Source organism: Aquincola sp. J276 (assembly GCF_024700035.1).
In the GTDB taxonomy this organism is placed as follows: Bacteria; Pseudomonadota; Gammaproteobacteria; order Burkholderiales; family Burkholderiaceae_C; genus Aquincola; species Aquincola tertiaricarbonis.
The window spans coordinates 199571-214871 of record NZ_JAJONC010000001.1; the positions used below are offsets into that span (position 1 = coordinate 199571).

Below are 15301 nucleotides of genomic sequence, written 5' to 3' on the forward strand. Positions count from 1 at the left end.
TGCAGCAGCAGCCCGGCGCGCTTCAGCCGGCCGGCGGGCCGATGGAGTCGCCGGGCTCGAACACCGGCTGCAGCAGCCGCCGCGGCTCGGCCAGCGTGCCGCCCTGCACCAGGGTAAGCAGCATCTCGGCCAGCGTCTCCCCCGCGCCGTAGGCGGTGGGCTGGCCGATGGCGGCGATGCGCCGGCCCACCAGCAGGGTGTCGTCGGGCACGCCGTCGTACACGATGGCCGAGACCTCGCGGCCGATGGCGATGCCGCCATCCAGCAGGCAGCGCACCGCGCCCACGCCGCACAGGTTGTTGTCGGCGATCAGCGCCGTGGGCCGCGGATGCACCGCCAGCAGTGCCTGCGCCGCCGCATAGCCGGTGCGGCGCGACAGGCCGCCGGCCACCACCTGCGCCGGGTCGACCAACACGCCGGCCATCTGCATCGCGCGCTGGAAGCCGGAGTAGCGCTGCAGCGCGAAGCTCAGCTCCAGCGGCGCATGCAGGTAGCCGATGCGGGTGTGGCCCGCGGCCAGCAGCTGCTGCACCGCCAGCACCATGCCGGCCTCGTTGTCGAAGTCGAACCAGGCGAAGCCGTCGCTGCGGGCGGTGCGGCCATAGGCCACGAAGGGCATGCCGGCCTGCAGCAGGTAGTCGATGCGCGGGTCCTGCACGCGGGTGCGGGCCACGATCACGCCGTCCACCCGGCCGCCGCTGACCAGCCGCTCGTAGGTGCGCAGCTCGGAGTGCTCGCGGGCGGAGGCCAGCAGCAGGTCCATCTGCGCGGCTTCCAGCCGGTCGGACAGGCCTTCGATCACCTCCAGGAAGCGCGGGTCGCCCAGGTCGCCCGCGTCCAGCGGATACACCAGCCCCACCGCATCGGCCTGGCCGCGGGCCAGCCGGCGCGCGGTGCGGTTGGGCTGGTAACCCAGTTCACGCGCCATGCGCTCGACCCGTTCGCGGGTCTTGGCACTGACATCGTCGTAGCCGTTCAGCGCGCGGCTGACGGTGGTGGCTGACAAGCCCAGCCGGGCCGACAACTGCTTCAGATCGATCGGCACGGGGGTGGCGGCTCCGTCGAGTGGGGGTGCCAGGATTGTCGCAAACCCCCCGCGGGCGCTGCCTCAGGCGGCCTTGCCGTTCTCGTCGAACAGGTAGCAGCTGCCGGGCTCCGGGCGCAGCACCACCTGCTGGCCGGCGGCCAGGCTGCTGCCGTTCTCGGCCAGCTTGACCGTGGCCACCGACTCGGTGCCGGCCACGCGGGCATGCACCACCTGCACGTCGCCCAGGCGCTCCACCAGCACCACCTCGGCGGCGATGCCGGCGCCCTGGCTGGCCACGCCCAGCGATTCGGGGCGCACGCCCACGGTCATGCGGCGCGACTTGCCCTGGTAACGGGCGGCGTCGTTGCGGCCGAAGCTGAAGCCGGCCCGGTCGCTCAGCTTGACCTGCAGTTCCACGCCGTCGGCCGACTGCACGTCGCAGGGCAGCAGGTTCATCTTCGGCGAGCCGAGGAAGGCTGCCACGAAGGTGTTGGCCGGCTGCTGGTACAGCTCCATCGGCGGGCCCACCTGCTCGATGTGGCCGCCGTTGAACACCGCGATGCGGTTGCCCAGCGTCATGGCCTCGGTCTGGTCGTGGGTGACGTAGATCATCGTGGTGCCCAGTTCCTTGTGCAGCTTGGCCAGCTCCACCCGCATCTGCACCCGCAGGCCGGCGTCCAGGTTGGACAGCGGCTCGTCGAACAGGAATACGCCGGGCTTGCGCACGATGGCGCGGCCGATCGCCACGCGCTGGCGCTGGCCGCCCGACAGGGCCTTGGGCCGGCGGTCCAGCAGGTGGGTGATCTGCAGCACCTCGGCGGCGCGGCCCACCGCGGCATTCACTTCCTCGCGGGTGGCGCCGTTGATCTTCAGGCCGAAGCCCATGTTCTCGCCCACCGTCATGTGCGGGTAGAGCGCATAGCTCTGGAACACCATCGCCACCTTGCGCTCGACCGGCGGCAGGTCGTTCGCCAGGCGGTCGCCGATGCGCAGCTCGCCGGCGGTGATGTCCTCCAGCCCCGCGATCATGCGCATCATCGTGCTCTTGCCGCAGCCCGAGGGACCGACGAACACCATGAATTCGCCGTCGGCGATCTCCAGGTCGATGCCCTTGATGATGTGCACGCCACCGGCGTAGGTCTTGTGGATTTTCTTGAGAGAGACGCTGGCCATGTTGTCGCCTTGTTAGCCCTTGACGCCGCTGGAGATCGCGCTGCGCACGAACCAGCGTTGGAAGATCAGGAAGACCAGCAGCGTCGGCAGGGTGGCCATGGCGGCGAATGCCATGACGTCGCCCCACTGGCGCGGGAACTGGCCGAAGAAGGTCTGCATCGCGAGCGGCAGCGTCGCGTAGGTCTCGCCGCGCACGACCATGATGGGCCACAGCAGGTCGCCCCAGCGGGCGAGGAACTGCAGCACCGCCACGGTGGCGATGACCGGCTTGGACAGCGGCAGCACGATGCTCCAGTAGATGCGCAGGCGGCCCGCGCCGTCCATCAGCGCGGCCTCCTCCAGGTCCTTGGGCAGCGCGATGAAGAACTGGTAGAAGAGGTACACCGAGAAGGCGTTGGCGATGAACGGGATGATCTGCACCCGGTAGCTGTCCAGCCAGCCCACCTCGCCGGTGAACCACGGCAGCTGGTTGGCCAGCAGCAGCAGCGGCACCGCGATGGCCTCGAACGGGATGATGATCAGCGCCACCACGATGGACAGCAGCACCTCGCGCCCGAAGAAGCGGAAGCGCGCCAGCGCATAGGCCAGCATGCTGTTGACCAGGATGCCGAGCACCACCGTCACGCTGACGGTGAACAGCGAGTTGAAGAAGGCCCGCACGAACGACGAGCCGTTGAACACCTCGATGAAGTTGCCCAGCGACAGCTCGCCCTGCGGCAGGAAGGCGGCCAGGCTGTTCATGTCGCGCAGCAGCTGCGCCTCGTCGGTCTTGAAGGCCGACACGAACATGAACAGCAGCGGGAAGATGAAGAACGCGCACAGCACGGCATGCAGCGCGTACTGCGCCAGCTTGGCCACGAGGTTCTGGCGCGATTGCGAAGGAGCCATGGTGCTCATGCGCCTGCCCTTTCTTCCTTGACGAGTGCGCGCTGCAGCAGCGACAGCGCCAGCACGATGACGAAGAACACCACGGCGAGGGCCGAGGCGTAGCCGATCTTTCCGTTCTTGAAACCCTCGGTCACCATCAGCATCACCACGGTGCGGAAGGAATCGACGGGCGCGGCGGTGCCGCTGCTGGCGATGATCTGCACCTGCGTGAACAGCTGGAAGGCGTAGATCGTGGTCGTCACCACCACGAAGATGGTGGTGTTCTTCAGCAGCGGCAGCGTGATGTAGAGGAACTGCTTGAACGGCGTTGCGCCGTCGAGCTTGGCGGCCTCGTACAGGTCCTCGGGGATGGACTGCAGGCCGGCGAGGAACACCAGCATCTGGAAGCCCACGCCCTGCCAGATGGACAGTGCGATGACCGCGTACATCACCAGCTCGGGGTCGCGCAGCCAGTCGTACGGGCCCAGCGCGCCGAAACTGATGGCCGAGACGAAGCGGTTGATGACGCCGCCGTCCGGGTTGTACATCAGCGACCACACCACGGCCACCACGGCCATGGTGGTGGCCACCGGCATGAAGTACACGGTGCGGAAGATGCGCGAGCCCTTCAGCGGCTTGTTCACCATCACCGCCAGCAGCAGCGCGAAGGCCGACTGCAGCGGCGCGACGATGGCCACGAACATGAAGTTGTTGCCCAGGGCGGCCCAGAAGGAATCGTCCTCGAACAGCCGCACGTAGTTGCGCAGGCCGACGAAGTCGGTGCCCAGCTCCTCGTTGGTCACCAGCCGCTGGTCGGTGAACGACAGCACGAAGGCCATCAGGAAGGGCAGCCCCAGGAACAGGAACAGCATCAGGACACCTGGCCCCGCGAACAGCCAGGCGCCGGGTGTGGCCGGACTCGGCTTGGGTTGAGGTATCTGGATCGCGGTGCTCATGGTGTCTGTGTCTCCTCGCTCAGCGGTTCGGGTAGCCCTTGTTGTCCTCGATCGTCTGGTCGATCTTCCTGGCGGCCTTGTCGAGCTCCTTCTGCACGTCGGCACCGCCGAAGATGTTGTTCATCGCCTCGGCGAAGGCGCTGGAGATGGCCGGGTAGGCCGGCGTCTCCGGGCGCACGATGGCCACGCCCTTGTTCAGCTGGTCCACGTACAGCCGCAGCGCACCGCCGGCCGCGTAGTTCTTGCTGGCGGCCTGGGCCTCGGTGGTGCCAGGCACGGCGCCGTTGCCATCGGTCACGCGCAGGATCTCGTTCTTGCTCATCAGGTGCGCCAGCACCTTGGCCGCGGCATCGGGGGCCTTGCAGTCGGCCGAGATGCCGAAGTTCCACGAGCCGGCGCCGGTCGCGGCCTTGGCGCCCAGCTTTGGCATGGGCAGCAGGATCAGGTCGTCGCCCAGGGCCTTCTTGTAGTCGGCGTAGACCCAGTGGCCCACCCAGGACAGGGCCGACTTGCCGGCCGCGAAGTCGCCGTCGTTCTTGGCCGCGGGGTTGACGTAGCCGGCCTTGATCCAGCCCTGCACCGTCTGCATCGCCTTGACCGAGGCCGGGCCGTTGAGCACGCCCTTGGCGGTTTTGTAGGTCTTGCGGTCGATCAGGTCGCCGCCGAAGCTCTGCAGGATGGGCGAGAAGCCGTACGACACCCATTCACCGATGCCGTAGTTGAACTTCATGTCCAGCGGGAAGGGCACGCCGGCGGCCTTGAGCTTCTTCAGCGCGTCCTCGAACTCGGCCAGCGTCCAGGCGTCGTCCACGCCCTTGGGGATGCGGATGCCGGCGGCGGTCAGGGTCTTCTTGTTGGCCCAGATGGCCAGGCCGGAGTCGAACTGGCCGACGCTGTAGAGCTTGCCGTTGTAGGTGCCCTGGCGCACCAGGGTGGGCAGCATCTGCGCCTTCAGGTCCTTGACGCCGGGGAAGTTGTCCAGCGGGACGATCTTCTTCGTCCAGGCGTAGTTGTAGACGTTGGGGCCGTCGAAATCGAGCACGCAGGGCAGCTTCTTGGCCAGCGCGGCGGCGTTCACCTGGTCGCTGTAGCTGCCTTCGGGCAAGGCCACCAGGTCGACCTTGATGTCCTTCTGCGCATCGTTGAAGGCCTTGACCGAGGCCACGTAGGCATCGCGCTCGGGGCCCGGGCCGGCATGCACCCACATGCTGACCGAGGTCTGCGCGTGGGCGGCGCCGGCGGCCGCGGCGGCGGCGAGGAAGGCGATGTGGATGCTGCGGGCGAGGGGGCTGCGACGCGGGATGTTCATGGTGTCTCCAGGCCTGGTTCGGAAGGAAAAGTAGAGGCGGTGATGCGCCGGGGGCCCTGAGAGGCCCCCGGCGCGGTCAGTGAGGGCGGTGCGGGGTCAGAACCAGGTCTCGACCTGGACGCCGTAGCCGACGCCGCTGCGCTTGTCGGCGAAGGCGTCGACGGCGGTACCGCAGTCACGGCCGGTGCAGGCCACCGAGCCGGCGGCGGCGGCCGCGTCGTTCCACTTGGCGTAGGTGGCGTAGAAGCGGATGGCCGGGCGGGCCCAGATGCTCTTGCCCATCGAGAACTGCGTGCCCAGCGTCACCTTGGCCAGCTTGCGGGTGTCCTCGCCGGTCACCTTCACCTGCTGGTAGCCCACTTCGGACATCAGGCTCCACACGTTGTTGATGTGGTACTGCGGGCGGGCGCCGATCCAGAAGTCCTTGGTCTTGTCGCCGCCGTCCGGGCTGGCGTGGCGGTAGCCGGCCGTCACCGTGGCGGTGTAGGGCGTGTTCTTGGGCTCGATCACCCAGTGGTTGAACAGCAGCCACTCCGTGCGCTCGGCCGGCGATGCGGCGAAGCCGAAGCCCTTGAGCGCCGCGGCGTTCTTGGCGTACTGGAAGCCGGTGTCATGGAAACCGCCCAGGCCCAGGAAGTCCTTCTGGCGATGGCTGACGGTGAAGCCGAAGCCGTTCTTGCCCTTGTTGCTGACGGTCTTGGTCTCGCGGACCAGCACGTTCACGGCGGGCGTGTTCGGGTTGTTGTCGATGTCGATCAGCTGGAAGCTGTCGTTGGTGTACGTCGAGCTGCCGCTGCGGTTGCCGTTGACGATGAGGTTCACACCCGCCATCAGCTGGCCGCCCGGGTTGGTGTCGATCTCCTCGAAGCGCAGGTCATGGGAGGTGGCCGTGCGCGAGCCGCCGTCGATGATCTGCGGGTTGTAGGCGGTGTTGGTCTTGTCGATGCCGTAGCCGTCGAAGTCGCCGGCGCGCAGGTAGGCGTACGAGAATTTGCCCAGGCTCGTCTTGATGCCGTCAATGCCGAAGCCGGCCGCCGCCGCCGGCTCCCAGTAGGTGTAGTCCAGCATGTGGATGTCGGGGTTCTTGTAGAACCGCTTGCCGGCCCCTAGCGTGGCGCCCTTCAGCGGCGCCCAGCCGGTGGAGGCGCCGATGTCCACCGCCTCGACGAAGGCTTCCCGGAAGGCGGGTGTGGTCTGCTCCCAGTTGGCCAGCTGCTGGGTGCCGTAGGCGGTGGTGAACTTGGTCTTGAAGGTGGTGCCATCCACCTCGCCCAGCTTGGCGCCGAAGGACAGCGCGGCATAGGTGTCGCACTCGTTGCCCAGGCGGAACCAGACGATGGAGCCCGGCATGCGGAAGCAGACTTCCTTGCCGTCCTCGCTGCTGGAACCGGCGCCGCTGCGCAGGTAGCCGGTGAAGTCGACGGGGGCGGCCGAGGCCGGGACGCCGATGCCCGCGGCGGCTGCGGCGGCGAGGGCGAAAATCACTTGTCTCATTTGTGGTGGCTCTGTCATTGACATGCCGCTGCGGGCATGGAACGCAGGTAGGGTTGGACTTTGCGGGCCTGCCAAAGCGGTTTGGACTGTAGTCAAACCGCTTTGGCGCCGCTTCCGCGTTTACCCGAACCGGGCAATCCGGCACACAGTGTAAAGTTCCAAAGCGCTTCGGACCTCTTGCGCTCTGCCACCAAATGATTCTTATGACACTGCGCCCGCCGCGGTGTCCATCCCCATGCTCACACTCCAGAACCAGTCCCAGCTGGCGCTCACGCACGTGCGCAGCGCGCTGGCACGGCGCCTCGGCCAGCTGCCGCGCGGCCGCGCCTGGGAGGCCTTCGCGGCCCGCCTCGATGCCCACTTTCCGCGCCTGTTCGCCGAGCTGGCCGGCCTCTACGGCCAGCGGCCGGACTTCGTGCCCTTCCTGGAGGACCTGGTGCTCACCGCCTGGCAGGGCTGGCAGGCCCGGCCGGCCGAGCTGCGTGCGCAGGATGCACAGCGCGAGGCCGATGCCGACTGGTTCCAGCGGCAGACGATGCTGGGCGGCGTGTGCTACGTGGACCTGTTCTGCGGCAACCTGCAGGGCGTCATCGACCAGATCCCGTACTTCCAGGAACTGGGGCTGACCTACCTGCACCTGATGCCGCCCTTCAAGTGCCCGCCCGAGCACAACGACGGCGGTTATGCCGTCAGCAGCTACCGCGACGTGAACCCGGCGCTGGGCACCATCGACGACCTGCGCGAGCTGGCCGTGGCGCTGCGCAAGGCGGGCATCAGCCTGGTGCTGGACTTCATCTTCAACCACACCGCCGACGACCATGAATGGGCGCAAGGCGCGGTGCGGGGCGATCCGGCGCGCAAGGACTTCTACTACCTGTTCGACGACCGCAGCCAGCCCGATGCGTACGAGAAGACCGTGCGCGAGATCTTCCCGGACGAGCATCCCGGCGCCTTCAGCCAGCTGCCCGACGGCCGCTGGGTGTGGACCACCTTCCACAGCTACCAGTGGGACCTGAACTACGGCAACCCGGCCGTGTTCACCGCCATGGCCGGCGAGATGCTGGCCATCGCCAACCTGGGCGCCGACATCCTGCGCATGGATGCGGTGGCCTTCATCTGGAAGCGCCTGGGCACGGCCTGCGAGAACCTGCCCGAGGCCCATGCGTTGATCCGCGCCTTCAATGCGCTGTGCCGCATCGCCGCGCCGGGGCTGCTGTTCAAGAGCGAGGCCATCGTGCATCCCGACGACGTGATGAAGTACATCTCGCCGCAGGAGTGCCAGCTCTCGTACAACCCGCTGCAGATGGCCCTGCTGTGGAACACGCTGGCCACGCGCGAGGTGAACCTGCTGCAGCAGGCGCTGGAGGAGCGCCACACGCTGCCCGCCGGCACCGCCTGGGTGAACTACGTGCGCAGCCATGACGACATCGGCTGGACCTTCGCCGACGAGGACGCCATCCGCTTCGGCATCCACGGCTTCGACCACCGGCAGTTCCTCAACCGGTTCTACGTCAACCGCTTCCCGGGCAGCTTCGCACGCGGCGTGCCCTTCCAGGACAACCCCGCCACCGGCGACTGCCGCATCAGCGGCACCTGTGCCTCACTGGCGGGCGTGGAGCAGGGCGACCTGCATGCGGTGCAGCGCGTGCTGCTGCTGCACAGCGTGGTGCTGAGCACCGGCGGCATTCCGCTGATCTACCTGGGCGACGAGGTGGGCACGCCCAACGACCACCGCTACCTCGAAGACCCGGCCAAGGCCGGCGACAGCCGCTGGGTGCACCGGCCCGAGCGGGTGGATGCGCTGTATGCCCAGCGCGAGGACACCGGCACTGTGGCCGGCCGCATCCACCAGGGCCTGCTGCGCATGGTGCGGGTGCGGGCCGCGCACGCGGCCTTCGCCGGCAATGCGCTCACCGGCTTCGGCACCGGCAACGGCAGCGTGCTGGGCTACCAGCGCGGCCTGCCGGCGCAGCCGGTGCTGTGCCTGGCCAACTTCAGCGAGCATCCCCAGCACTGCCCGGCCATCGTGTTCTCGGCCCTGCCCGAGGCCGCCACCGACCTGCTGCAGGGCCAGCGCCATCCGCTGCGCGGCGGCATCACGCTCAAGCCGTACGAGGTGCTGTGGCTGGACCTGGCGGGCGCGGCCGCCGCCGGCTGAGCCCGGCCAGGGCCAGGACGCCGAACGCCATCAGCGCCCAGGTGCCCGGCTCGGGCACCGCGGCGGCGATGAGCACCACCCGGCCGTCCAGGCCCATCGCATAGAGGTTGCCCAGGCCGTCCTCGCCGAAGGAGGTGAGCTGGTTGGGGCCGAAGGGCCGGCCCAGTTCGTCGGTGCGGTCGATCACCTCCGTCACCACGCCGCCGGATTCACGCAGCGTGAAGATGCGGCCGGAGACGAAGTCGCCGTAGAAGTAGGCGCCGTCCAGGCCCTGCTCGAAGCTGCCGCGGTACACGTAGCCGCCGATGATCGAGCCGTCGCCGTTGGCGCGGCCATAGTCGAACAGCGGGCCTACCGCGCCGGCGGGCGGCGCGTCGGGCACGCCGGGGTTGTCGCCGCTGCCCTCCAGCGCGCGCCAGCCGTAGTTGCGGCCGCCGGGGGTGCCGGCGCGCTCCAGGTTGATCTCCTCCCGCGTCGACTGGCCCACGTCGGCGATCCAGAAGTCGCCGTTGGCCCGGTCGAAGCTGTTGCGGTAGGGGTTGCGCAGGCCGGAGGCCCAAATCTCGTCATTGCCCGGCGTGCTGCCGGCATAGGGGTTGTCGGCCGGCACGGTATAGCTGCCGTCGGCCTGCGGCGTGATGCGCAGGATCTTGCCCAGGTTGTCGTTGAGGTTCTGCGCCCGGTTCTCGGGATCGTTGCCGCTGCCGCCGTCGCCGGTGGCGATGTAGAGGTTGTTCGCATCCCCGGGGCGAAAGCCGATCCAGCCCGCCTTGTGGTTGGTGCGGTCGGCCGGCTGGGCGATGGAGATCAGCGTCTTGCCGGAGCCGGGATCGGCCGCCGGCGCGGTGGCGGAGGGCGCGGTGTACATCGCCACCACCGTGGCCTTGGTGCTGCGGTCGATGTAGTCCACGTAGAAGCGGCCGTTGCTGGCGAAGCCGGGGTCGAAGGCCAGGCCCAGCAGCCCGCCTTCGCCGGCCGCGTCCACCTGGCTGCGCAGGTCGAGGAGGGTGCTGGTGCCACCGCCGGACAGCGTCTTGATAAGGCCCGCCTTCTCCACCACGAACAGGCGCGTGTCGCCGCTGGGTGCGGTGAGGAACACCGGTGCCTCCAGCCCGCCGGCCACCGGCGTGGCGGTCAGGGCCCAGGCGGGCAGGGCGGCCAGCACCAGTCCGGCAGCACCGGCGGCCACACGGGCAAGACAGAGCACCGACGACTTCATGGCGCCTCCCGCAAAGTTGTGGGGCGCATGCTGCACCGCCTGCGGCAACGCCGGCATCGGGTTCACCCGCGTGAAGGCCGGCAGAGGCCGGTGCAAACGTATCAGGCGGTGACGTGCCGCTTCGGTCCCGCCACCACCAGCAGGCCCACGGCGGCCGCCACCAGCGGCAGCACCAGCAGGTTGATGGTGGTCCAGCCGGCGGTGGTGAGCAGGTGGCCGGAGCCGAAGGAGGCGGCGGCCACGGTGCCGAAGACGATGAAGTCGTTCAAGGCCTGTGCCTTGGGCCGCTCGGCCGGGCGGCAGCAGTCCACCACCATGGCGGTGGCACCGATGAAGCCGAAGTTCCAGCCCAGGCCCAGCAGCACCAGCGCGCCCCAGAAGTGCAGCAGCTGCAGCCCGGCCAGCGCCAGCAGGCCGGCCAGGGCGATGAGCAGCAGACCGGCCGCGGTGACGGCCGGCTTGCCGAAGCGGGCCATCAGCCGGCCGGTGAAGAAGCTGGGCGCAAACATGGCCAGCACATGCCACTGGATGCCCAGCGCCGCCTCGCCCACGCTGTGGCCGCAGCCCACCATGGCGATGGGCGTGGCGGTCATCACCAGGCTCATCAGCGCATAGCTCACCACGCCGGCCACCACCGCCACGATGAAGGCAGGCTGCCCTGCGATGACGCGCAGCGGGCGCGCCGGGCCGCCGGCCATGTCCTCGGCCGTGCCATCGCCCGCTGTGGTGCCCGCTGTGTTGCCCGCCGGATGGGCCGGTGGAGGCGCACGCAGCCGCCACAGCAGCGGCAGCGCCAGCAGCGCCAGCGCCCCCTGGCCGACGAAGCTGCCGGCGAAGGGCGCGGCGGGCAGCGCGTCGCGCGTCCAGATCACCAGCTGCGGGCCGATGACCGCCGCCACCAGGCCGCCCACCATCACGCGCGAGATGGCCAGCGGCCGCCAGGCCGGCGGTGCGGCATCGGCCGCGGCGAAGCGGTAGCTCTGCACGCAGGCGCCGTAGAAGCCGGCCAGCCCCAGCGCGGCGCAGAAGAGCCAGAAGCTGGACTGCGTCACCGCCCACGCCGCCAGCAGGCCGGTGCTGCCGCCCACGGCCGCGCCCAGCAGGTAGGCCGCGCGGCGGCCATGCCGCCGCATCAGCCAGGCCGCGGGCAGGGTGGCCAAGGCCACGCCCAGCGTGTACAGGCTGACCGGCAGCGTGGCCAGCGAAGGTTGGGCGGCCAGCTGCTGGCCGACCAGCCCGCCCACCGAGATGATCACCGGCGCCGCAGCGCCGCCCACGGCCTGCGCGGCCACCAGCAGCCGCACGTTGCGGCGCGCCAGCATGTCGGCCGTGCTCAAGGTGCCTGCATCCCCGGCGCGGGCCGCATCGGAATCTTCAGGTAGCGCATGCCGTTGGACTCGGCCGGCGGCCAGTGGCCGGCGCGCAGGTTGACCTGGATGGACGGCAGCAGCAGCACCGGCGCCGGCAGCATGGCATCGCGCGCCTGTCGCGCGGCGACGAAGGCTTCCTCGGTGATGCCGTCATGCACATGCACGTTGGCGCGGCGCTGCCCGGCCACGGTGGTTTCCCAGGCATGGGTGTCGCGGCCGGGGGCCTTGTAGTCGTGGCACATGAAGAGGCGGGTGTCGTCGGGCAGGGCCAGCAGGCGCCGGATCGAACGGTACAGCGTTCTTGCGCTGCCGCCAGGGAAATCGGCTCGGGCACTGCCGTAGTCGGGCATGAACAGGGTGTCGCCGACGAACACCGCGTCGGGCTGGCCGTTGCCGCCGTGCACCCGGTAGGCCACGCAGGCCGGCGTGTGGCCGGGCGTGTGCATCACCTCCACCCGCAGGCCGCCGATGTGCAGGCATTCGCCGTCGGTGAACAGGTGGTCGAACTCACTCCCGTCGCACGAGACGTCGGTGAGGTTGAACACCGGGCGGAACAGCCGCTGCACCTCGCGGATGTGTTGGCCGATGCCCACCCGCGCGCCGGTCTGCTGCTGGATCCATGGCGCGGCCGAGAGGTGGTCGGCATGGGCATGGGTCTCCAGCACCCAGGCGATGGCGAAGCCGGCCTCGCGCGCGGCGGCCAGCACCGCGTCGGCCGAGGCCGTGTGCAGCTTGCCGCTGCGGTGGTCGTAGTCCAGCACCGGGTCGATCACCGCGGCCTGCCCGCTGGCGATGTCCGCCACCAGGTAGGTGACGGTGCTGGTGCCCTCGTGGAAGAAGGACTGGATGTGGGCAGGGGGCGTGTTCACGCTTGCGATGTTATTAAGTACAAGCTAAATTAGCAACGACTGAAGTAAGAAGGCCATGACCTTGAGCAAAGCGGATCGCAAGTTCATGAAGGAAGGTGCGGGTCAGGCGGCCGCGATGTTGCGGCTGCTGGGCCATGAGCAGCGCCTGCTGGTGTTGTGCCTGCTGCTGCAGCACGGCGAGATGACGGTGGGTGCCCTGCTGGAGCAGGTGGACCTGAGCGCGTCGGCCCTGTCGCAGCACCTGGCGCGCATGCGCGACGAAGGCCTGGTGGCCTACCGGCGCGAGGCGCAGACGCTGTACTACCGCATCGAGCATCCGCATGTGCAGGCCCTGATCAAGACCCTGAAGAAGCTGTATTGCCCGTGACCTGAAGTACCCCACCCCAAGAGGGAGCTTGACCATGAAAGCCAACGTCGGCGGCATCGACCGCATCCTGCGCATCACCCTCGGCCTGGCGCTCATCGCGCTGGCCGCCACCGGCACCGTCGGTGCCTGGGGCTATGTGGGCATCGTGCCGGTGCTCACCGGGCTGTTCCGCTTCTGCCCGGTGTATCCACTGCTGGGCTTCAGCAGCTGTCCGCTGTCCGATCGGAAGTGAGCAGCGGGCTGCGCACGCGGCCGCAGCCGCTGGCCTGCTCGTAGGCGTGGCCCAGTTGCAGCACCGCCAGGTCGGCCCGCGCCGGGCCCATCAGCTGCAGGCCGATGGGCAGGCGGTGCGGCCCGCCGAAGCCGGCCGGCACCGCCAGCACCGGCAGGCCGGCCATGGTGCCGCCGACCACCACCTCCATCCAGCGGTGGTAGGTGTCCATCTCGCGGCCGTCGATGCGCTGCGGCCAGTGCAGCTGCGCATCGAAGGGAAACACCTGGGCTGAGGGCAGCACCAGGAAATCGAACTGCTGGAACAGGCCGCGCAGCGCCTGGTACCAGGCGCTGCGGACCACCGAGGCCTGGTACACCTCAGCCGCAGTGAGCCGCAGGCCGTTTTCCACCTCCCAGACCGCCTCGGGCTTCATCAGCGCGCGCTTGGCCGGATCGGCCAGCCAGGCCGCCTGGGCACCGGCCACCAGCGCGCCGCGCAGCGTGAGCCAGGCGCGCCACAGCCGTTCCATGTCGAAGGGGGCGGCACGGCCTCCACCTTGCAGCCCAGTGCCTGCAAGTGCCGCAGCGCCTGGGTGCAGGTGTCGAGCACGCCGGGCTCGGTGGCCAGGTGGCCGCCAAGGTCGCCCAACCAGCCGATGCGCGTGCCTTCGAAGCTGCGGTCCAGCGATGCGGTGAAGCAGGCCGGGTCGTCCTGCAGCGACAGCGGCGCGCGGTCGTCGAAGCCGGCCTGCACCGACAGCAGCATCGCCACGTCGCCCACGCTGCGGCCCATCGGGCCTTCGGTGCCCAGCTGCGACAGGAACAGCTCGGGCGCCGGACCGCGCGGCACGCGACCGAACGAGGGCCGGAAGCCGAACACGTGGTTCCAGCCGGCCGGGTTGCGCAGCGAGCCCATCATGTCGCTGCCGTCGGCCACGGGCAGCATGTGCAGGGCCAGGGCGACCGCCGCGCCGCCGCTGCTGCCACCGGCACTGAATCGCGGGTCGAAGGCATTGCGGGTGGTGCCGAACACGCGGTTGTAGGTGTGCGAACCCAGGCCCATCTCGGGCGTGTTGGTCTTGCCGATGAACACCGCGCCGGCGCGGCGCATGCGCTCCACCACGATGGCATCGGTGCGGGGCACGTGGTCTTGCAGGATGAGGCTGCCATGGGTGCTGCGGATGCCGGCGGTATCCGCCAGGTCCTTGGGCGCCTGCGGAAAGCCGTGCAGCCAGCCCATGCACTCGCCTCGAGCCAGCTGCGCATCGCGCTCGTCGGCCCGGGCCAGCAGCTGCTCGGCCGGCTGCAGCGACACGATGGCATTGGCCTGCGGATTGAAGCGCTCCACCTGCGCCAGGCAGGCCGCCATCACCTCGCGGCACGACACCTCGCGTGCGCGGATCGCCTGCGCCAGGCGAACCGCCGTCCAGCCGCAGAGCTCGTCGAACCGGCTCACGGCCGGGTGCCCTGGCGCATCGCGGCCACGGTGTCGCGGATCAGGTGGCCGGCGATGGAAAAGCGCGGCGGGATGCCGGGCAGGGCATCGATGGGAAACCAGGCCGCATGCTCGATCTCGTCGGCCTGCGGCACGATCTCCCCGCCGTCCCATTCGGCGGTGAAGGCCAGCATCAGGCTGTGCGGGAAGGGCCAGCTCTGGCTGCCGAAGTAGCGCAGCTGCTTCACCCGCACGCCCACTTCCTCGGCCACCTCGCGCGCCACGCATTCCTCCAGGGTTTCACCGGGCTCCACGAAGCCGGCCAGCGCGCTGTACATGCCCGGCGGAAAGTGTGGCGCGCGGCCGAGCAGCAGCTCGCCTTCGCGCCACACCAGGGCCATCATCGCCGGGCTGATGCGCGGATAGGCCGCATGCCGGCAGGCCGGGCAGACCCGCGAGCGCTCGCCGGGATGCCGCTCGGTGGGCGTGCCGCACACGCCGCAAAAGCGGTGCGCGCGGTCCCATTCCAGCACCTGCGCGGCGCGGCCAGCCAGCGCCAGCAGCGGGGCGTCGAACTGCATCATGGCCGCGCGCAGCGGCACCGCGCGCCAGCCGGGCGGCGCCGCGGGCAGCGTCAGCGTCCACACGTCGTAGCCGTCGAGCTGGCCCAGGTAGTGGCGCGACTCGTCGGCCGCGGCTGCAAACAGCGCGGGCGCGGTGGCACCGAAGGCCTGGTCCTCGGCTTCGGGGATCAGCAGCTGCTTGTCGACGAAGACGAAGTGCCAGCCCAGCGGCGTCGGCTGCTGCGGAGAACGGTGGTCGGGCGTGAAATGCATGGTCTTGG

The 15301-nt window shown here is 69.6% G+C and carries 13 protein-coding genes and 1 pseudogene; 3 read left to right on the forward strand and 11 right to left on the reverse strand.

The features are described 5' to 3' along the window. Positions 1-22 precede the first annotated feature (22 nt). From LRS14_RS00935 to LRS14_RS00960, 6 genes are all read right to left on the reverse strand, one after another. Positions 23-1045 carry a substrate-binding domain-containing protein gene (locus LRS14_RS00935; protein WP_257798250.1) on the reverse strand — a complete coding sequence of 341 codons (1023 nt, stop codon included), beginning with the start codon at positions 1043-1045 and terminating at the stop codon, positions 23-25. Positions 1046-1108: 63 nt separating this feature from the next. Beyond that, positions 1109-2200, reverse strand: a complete 1092-nt coding sequence (locus LRS14_RS00940) for an ABC transporter ATP-binding protein (RefSeq protein WP_257798251.1) — start codon at positions 2198-2200, stop codon at positions 1109-1111. A gap of 12 nt (positions 2201-2212) precedes the next feature. After that, a complete protein-coding gene (locus LRS14_RS00945) occupies positions 2213-3097 on the reverse strand; it encodes a carbohydrate ABC transporter permease (protein WP_046114525.1) in 885 nt (294 codons plus the stop codon). Next, positions 3094-4023 carry a carbohydrate ABC transporter permease gene (locus LRS14_RS00950; RefSeq protein WP_046114524.1) on the reverse strand — a complete coding sequence of 310 codons (930 nt, stop codon included), beginning with the start codon at positions 4021-4023 and terminating at the stop codon, positions 3094-3096. The genes LRS14_RS00945 and LRS14_RS00950 overlap by 4 nt, the downstream gene beginning before the upstream one ends. A 19-nt stretch (positions 4024-4042) precedes the next feature. Then, positions 4043-5332: a sugar ABC transporter substrate-binding protein gene (locus tag LRS14_RS00955; RefSeq protein ID WP_257798252.1), complete on the reverse strand. Its 1290-nt coding sequence runs from the start codon at positions 5330-5332 to the stop codon at positions 4043-4045. Between the two features lie 96 nt (positions 5333-5428). After that, a complete protein-coding gene (locus LRS14_RS00960) occupies positions 5429-6817 on the reverse strand; it encodes a carbohydrate porin (RefSeq protein ID WP_257798253.1) in 1389 nt (462 codons plus the stop codon). A gap of 244 nt (positions 6818-7061) precedes the next feature. Between LRS14_RS00960 and LRS14_RS00965 the strand changes: the two genes are divergently transcribed. Next, positions 7062-8984 (forward strand): amylosucrase, encoded by a 1923-nt coding sequence (locus LRS14_RS00965; RefSeq protein ID WP_257798254.1) that lies wholly within the window; start codon positions 7062-7064, stop codon positions 8982-8984. On the opposite strand, the gene LRS14_RS00970 is transcribed toward LRS14_RS00965, so the two are convergent. From LRS14_RS00970 to LRS14_RS00980, 3 genes are all read right to left on the reverse strand, one after another. Beyond that, entirely contained in the window at positions 8929-10203 is a 1275-nt protein-coding gene (locus LRS14_RS00970; RefSeq protein WP_257798255.1) for a sorbosone dehydrogenase family protein, read from the reverse strand. The two genes, LRS14_RS00965 and LRS14_RS00970, sit on opposite strands and share 56 nt — an antisense overlap. 101 nt (positions 10204-10304) lie before the next feature. Continuing rightward, complete coding sequence (locus LRS14_RS00975) at positions 10305-11525, reverse strand: MFS transporter (protein WP_257800386.1); 1221 nt, start codon at positions 11523-11525, stop codon at positions 10305-10307. A gap of 11 nt (positions 11526-11536) precedes the next feature. Then, complete coding sequence (locus LRS14_RS00980; RefSeq protein ID WP_257798256.1) at positions 11537-12442, reverse strand: MBL fold metallo-hydrolase; 906 nt, start codon at positions 12440-12442, stop codon at positions 11537-11539. Positions 12443-12497: 55 nt separating this feature from the next. Between LRS14_RS00980 and LRS14_RS00985 the strand changes: the two genes are divergently transcribed. Both LRS14_RS00985 and LRS14_RS00990 read left to right on the forward strand, forming a co-directional pair. Further along, positions 12498-12809, forward strand: coding sequence for a helix-turn-helix transcriptional regulator (locus LRS14_RS00985; protein WP_257798257.1), 312 nt, complete (start codon positions 12498-12500; stop codon positions 12807-12809). A 34-nt stretch (positions 12810-12843) separates the two neighbouring features. Further along, positions 12844-13041 (forward strand): DUF2892 domain-containing protein, encoded by a 198-nt coding sequence (locus LRS14_RS00990; RefSeq protein ID WP_257798258.1) that lies wholly within the window; start codon positions 12844-12846, stop codon positions 13039-13041. Here the strand turns inward: LRS14_RS00990 and LRS14_RS00995 are convergent. Together LRS14_RS00995 and nudC are read right to left on the reverse strand one after the other, a co-directional pair. Further along, a pseudogene (locus LRS14_RS00995) lies at positions 13010-14478 on the reverse strand (amidase). The gene LRS14_RS00990 and the pseudogene LRS14_RS00995 overlap by 32 nt on opposite strands. Next, entirely contained in the window at positions 14475-15293 is an 819-nt protein-coding gene (gene nudC, locus LRS14_RS01000; RefSeq protein WP_257798259.1) for an NAD(+) diphosphatase, read from the reverse strand. Before nudC ends, LRS14_RS00995 begins: the two are co-directional and overlap by 4 nt. Positions 15294-15301: the final 8 nt, after the last annotated feature.

Coding starts and splice junctions, on each gene's coding strand:
- LRS14_RS00940 (WP_257798251.1), bottom strand. CDS start 2,200: ATGGCCAGCGTCTCTCTCAAGAAAATCCACAAGACCTACGCCGGTGGC.
- LRS14_RS00945 (WP_046114525.1), bottom strand. CDS start 3,097: ATGAGCACCATGGCTCCTTCGCAATCGCGCCAGAACCTCGTGGCCAAG.
- LRS14_RS00950 (WP_046114524.1), bottom strand. CDS start 4,023: ATGAGCACCGCGATCCAGATACCTCAACCCAAGCCGAGTCCGGCCACA.
- LRS14_RS00955 (WP_257798252.1), bottom strand. CDS start 5,332: ATGAACATCCCGCGTCGCAGCCCCCTCGCCCGCAGCATCCACATCGCC.
- LRS14_RS00965 (WP_257798254.1), top strand. CDS start 7,062: ATGCTCACACTCCAGAACCAGTCCCAGCTGGCGCTCACGCACGTGCGC.
- LRS14_RS00970 (WP_257798255.1), bottom strand. CDS start 10,203: ATGAAGTCGTCGGTGCTCTGTCTTGCCCGTGTGGCCGCCGGTGCTGCC.
- LRS14_RS00975 (WP_257800386.1), bottom strand. CDS start 11,525: ATGCTGGCGCGCCGCAACGTGCGGCTGCTGGTGGCCGCGCAGGCCGTG.
- LRS14_RS00985 (WP_257798257.1), top strand. CDS start 12,498: ATGACCTTGAGCAAAGCGGATCGCAAGTTCATGAAGGAAGGTGCGGGT.
- LRS14_RS00990 (WP_257798258.1), top strand. CDS start 12,844: ATGAAAGCCAACGTCGGCGGCATCGACCGCATCCTGCGCATCACCCTC.
- nudC (WP_257798259.1), bottom strand. CDS start 15,293: ATGCATTTCACGCCCGACCACCGTTCTCCGCAGCAGCCGACGCCGCTG.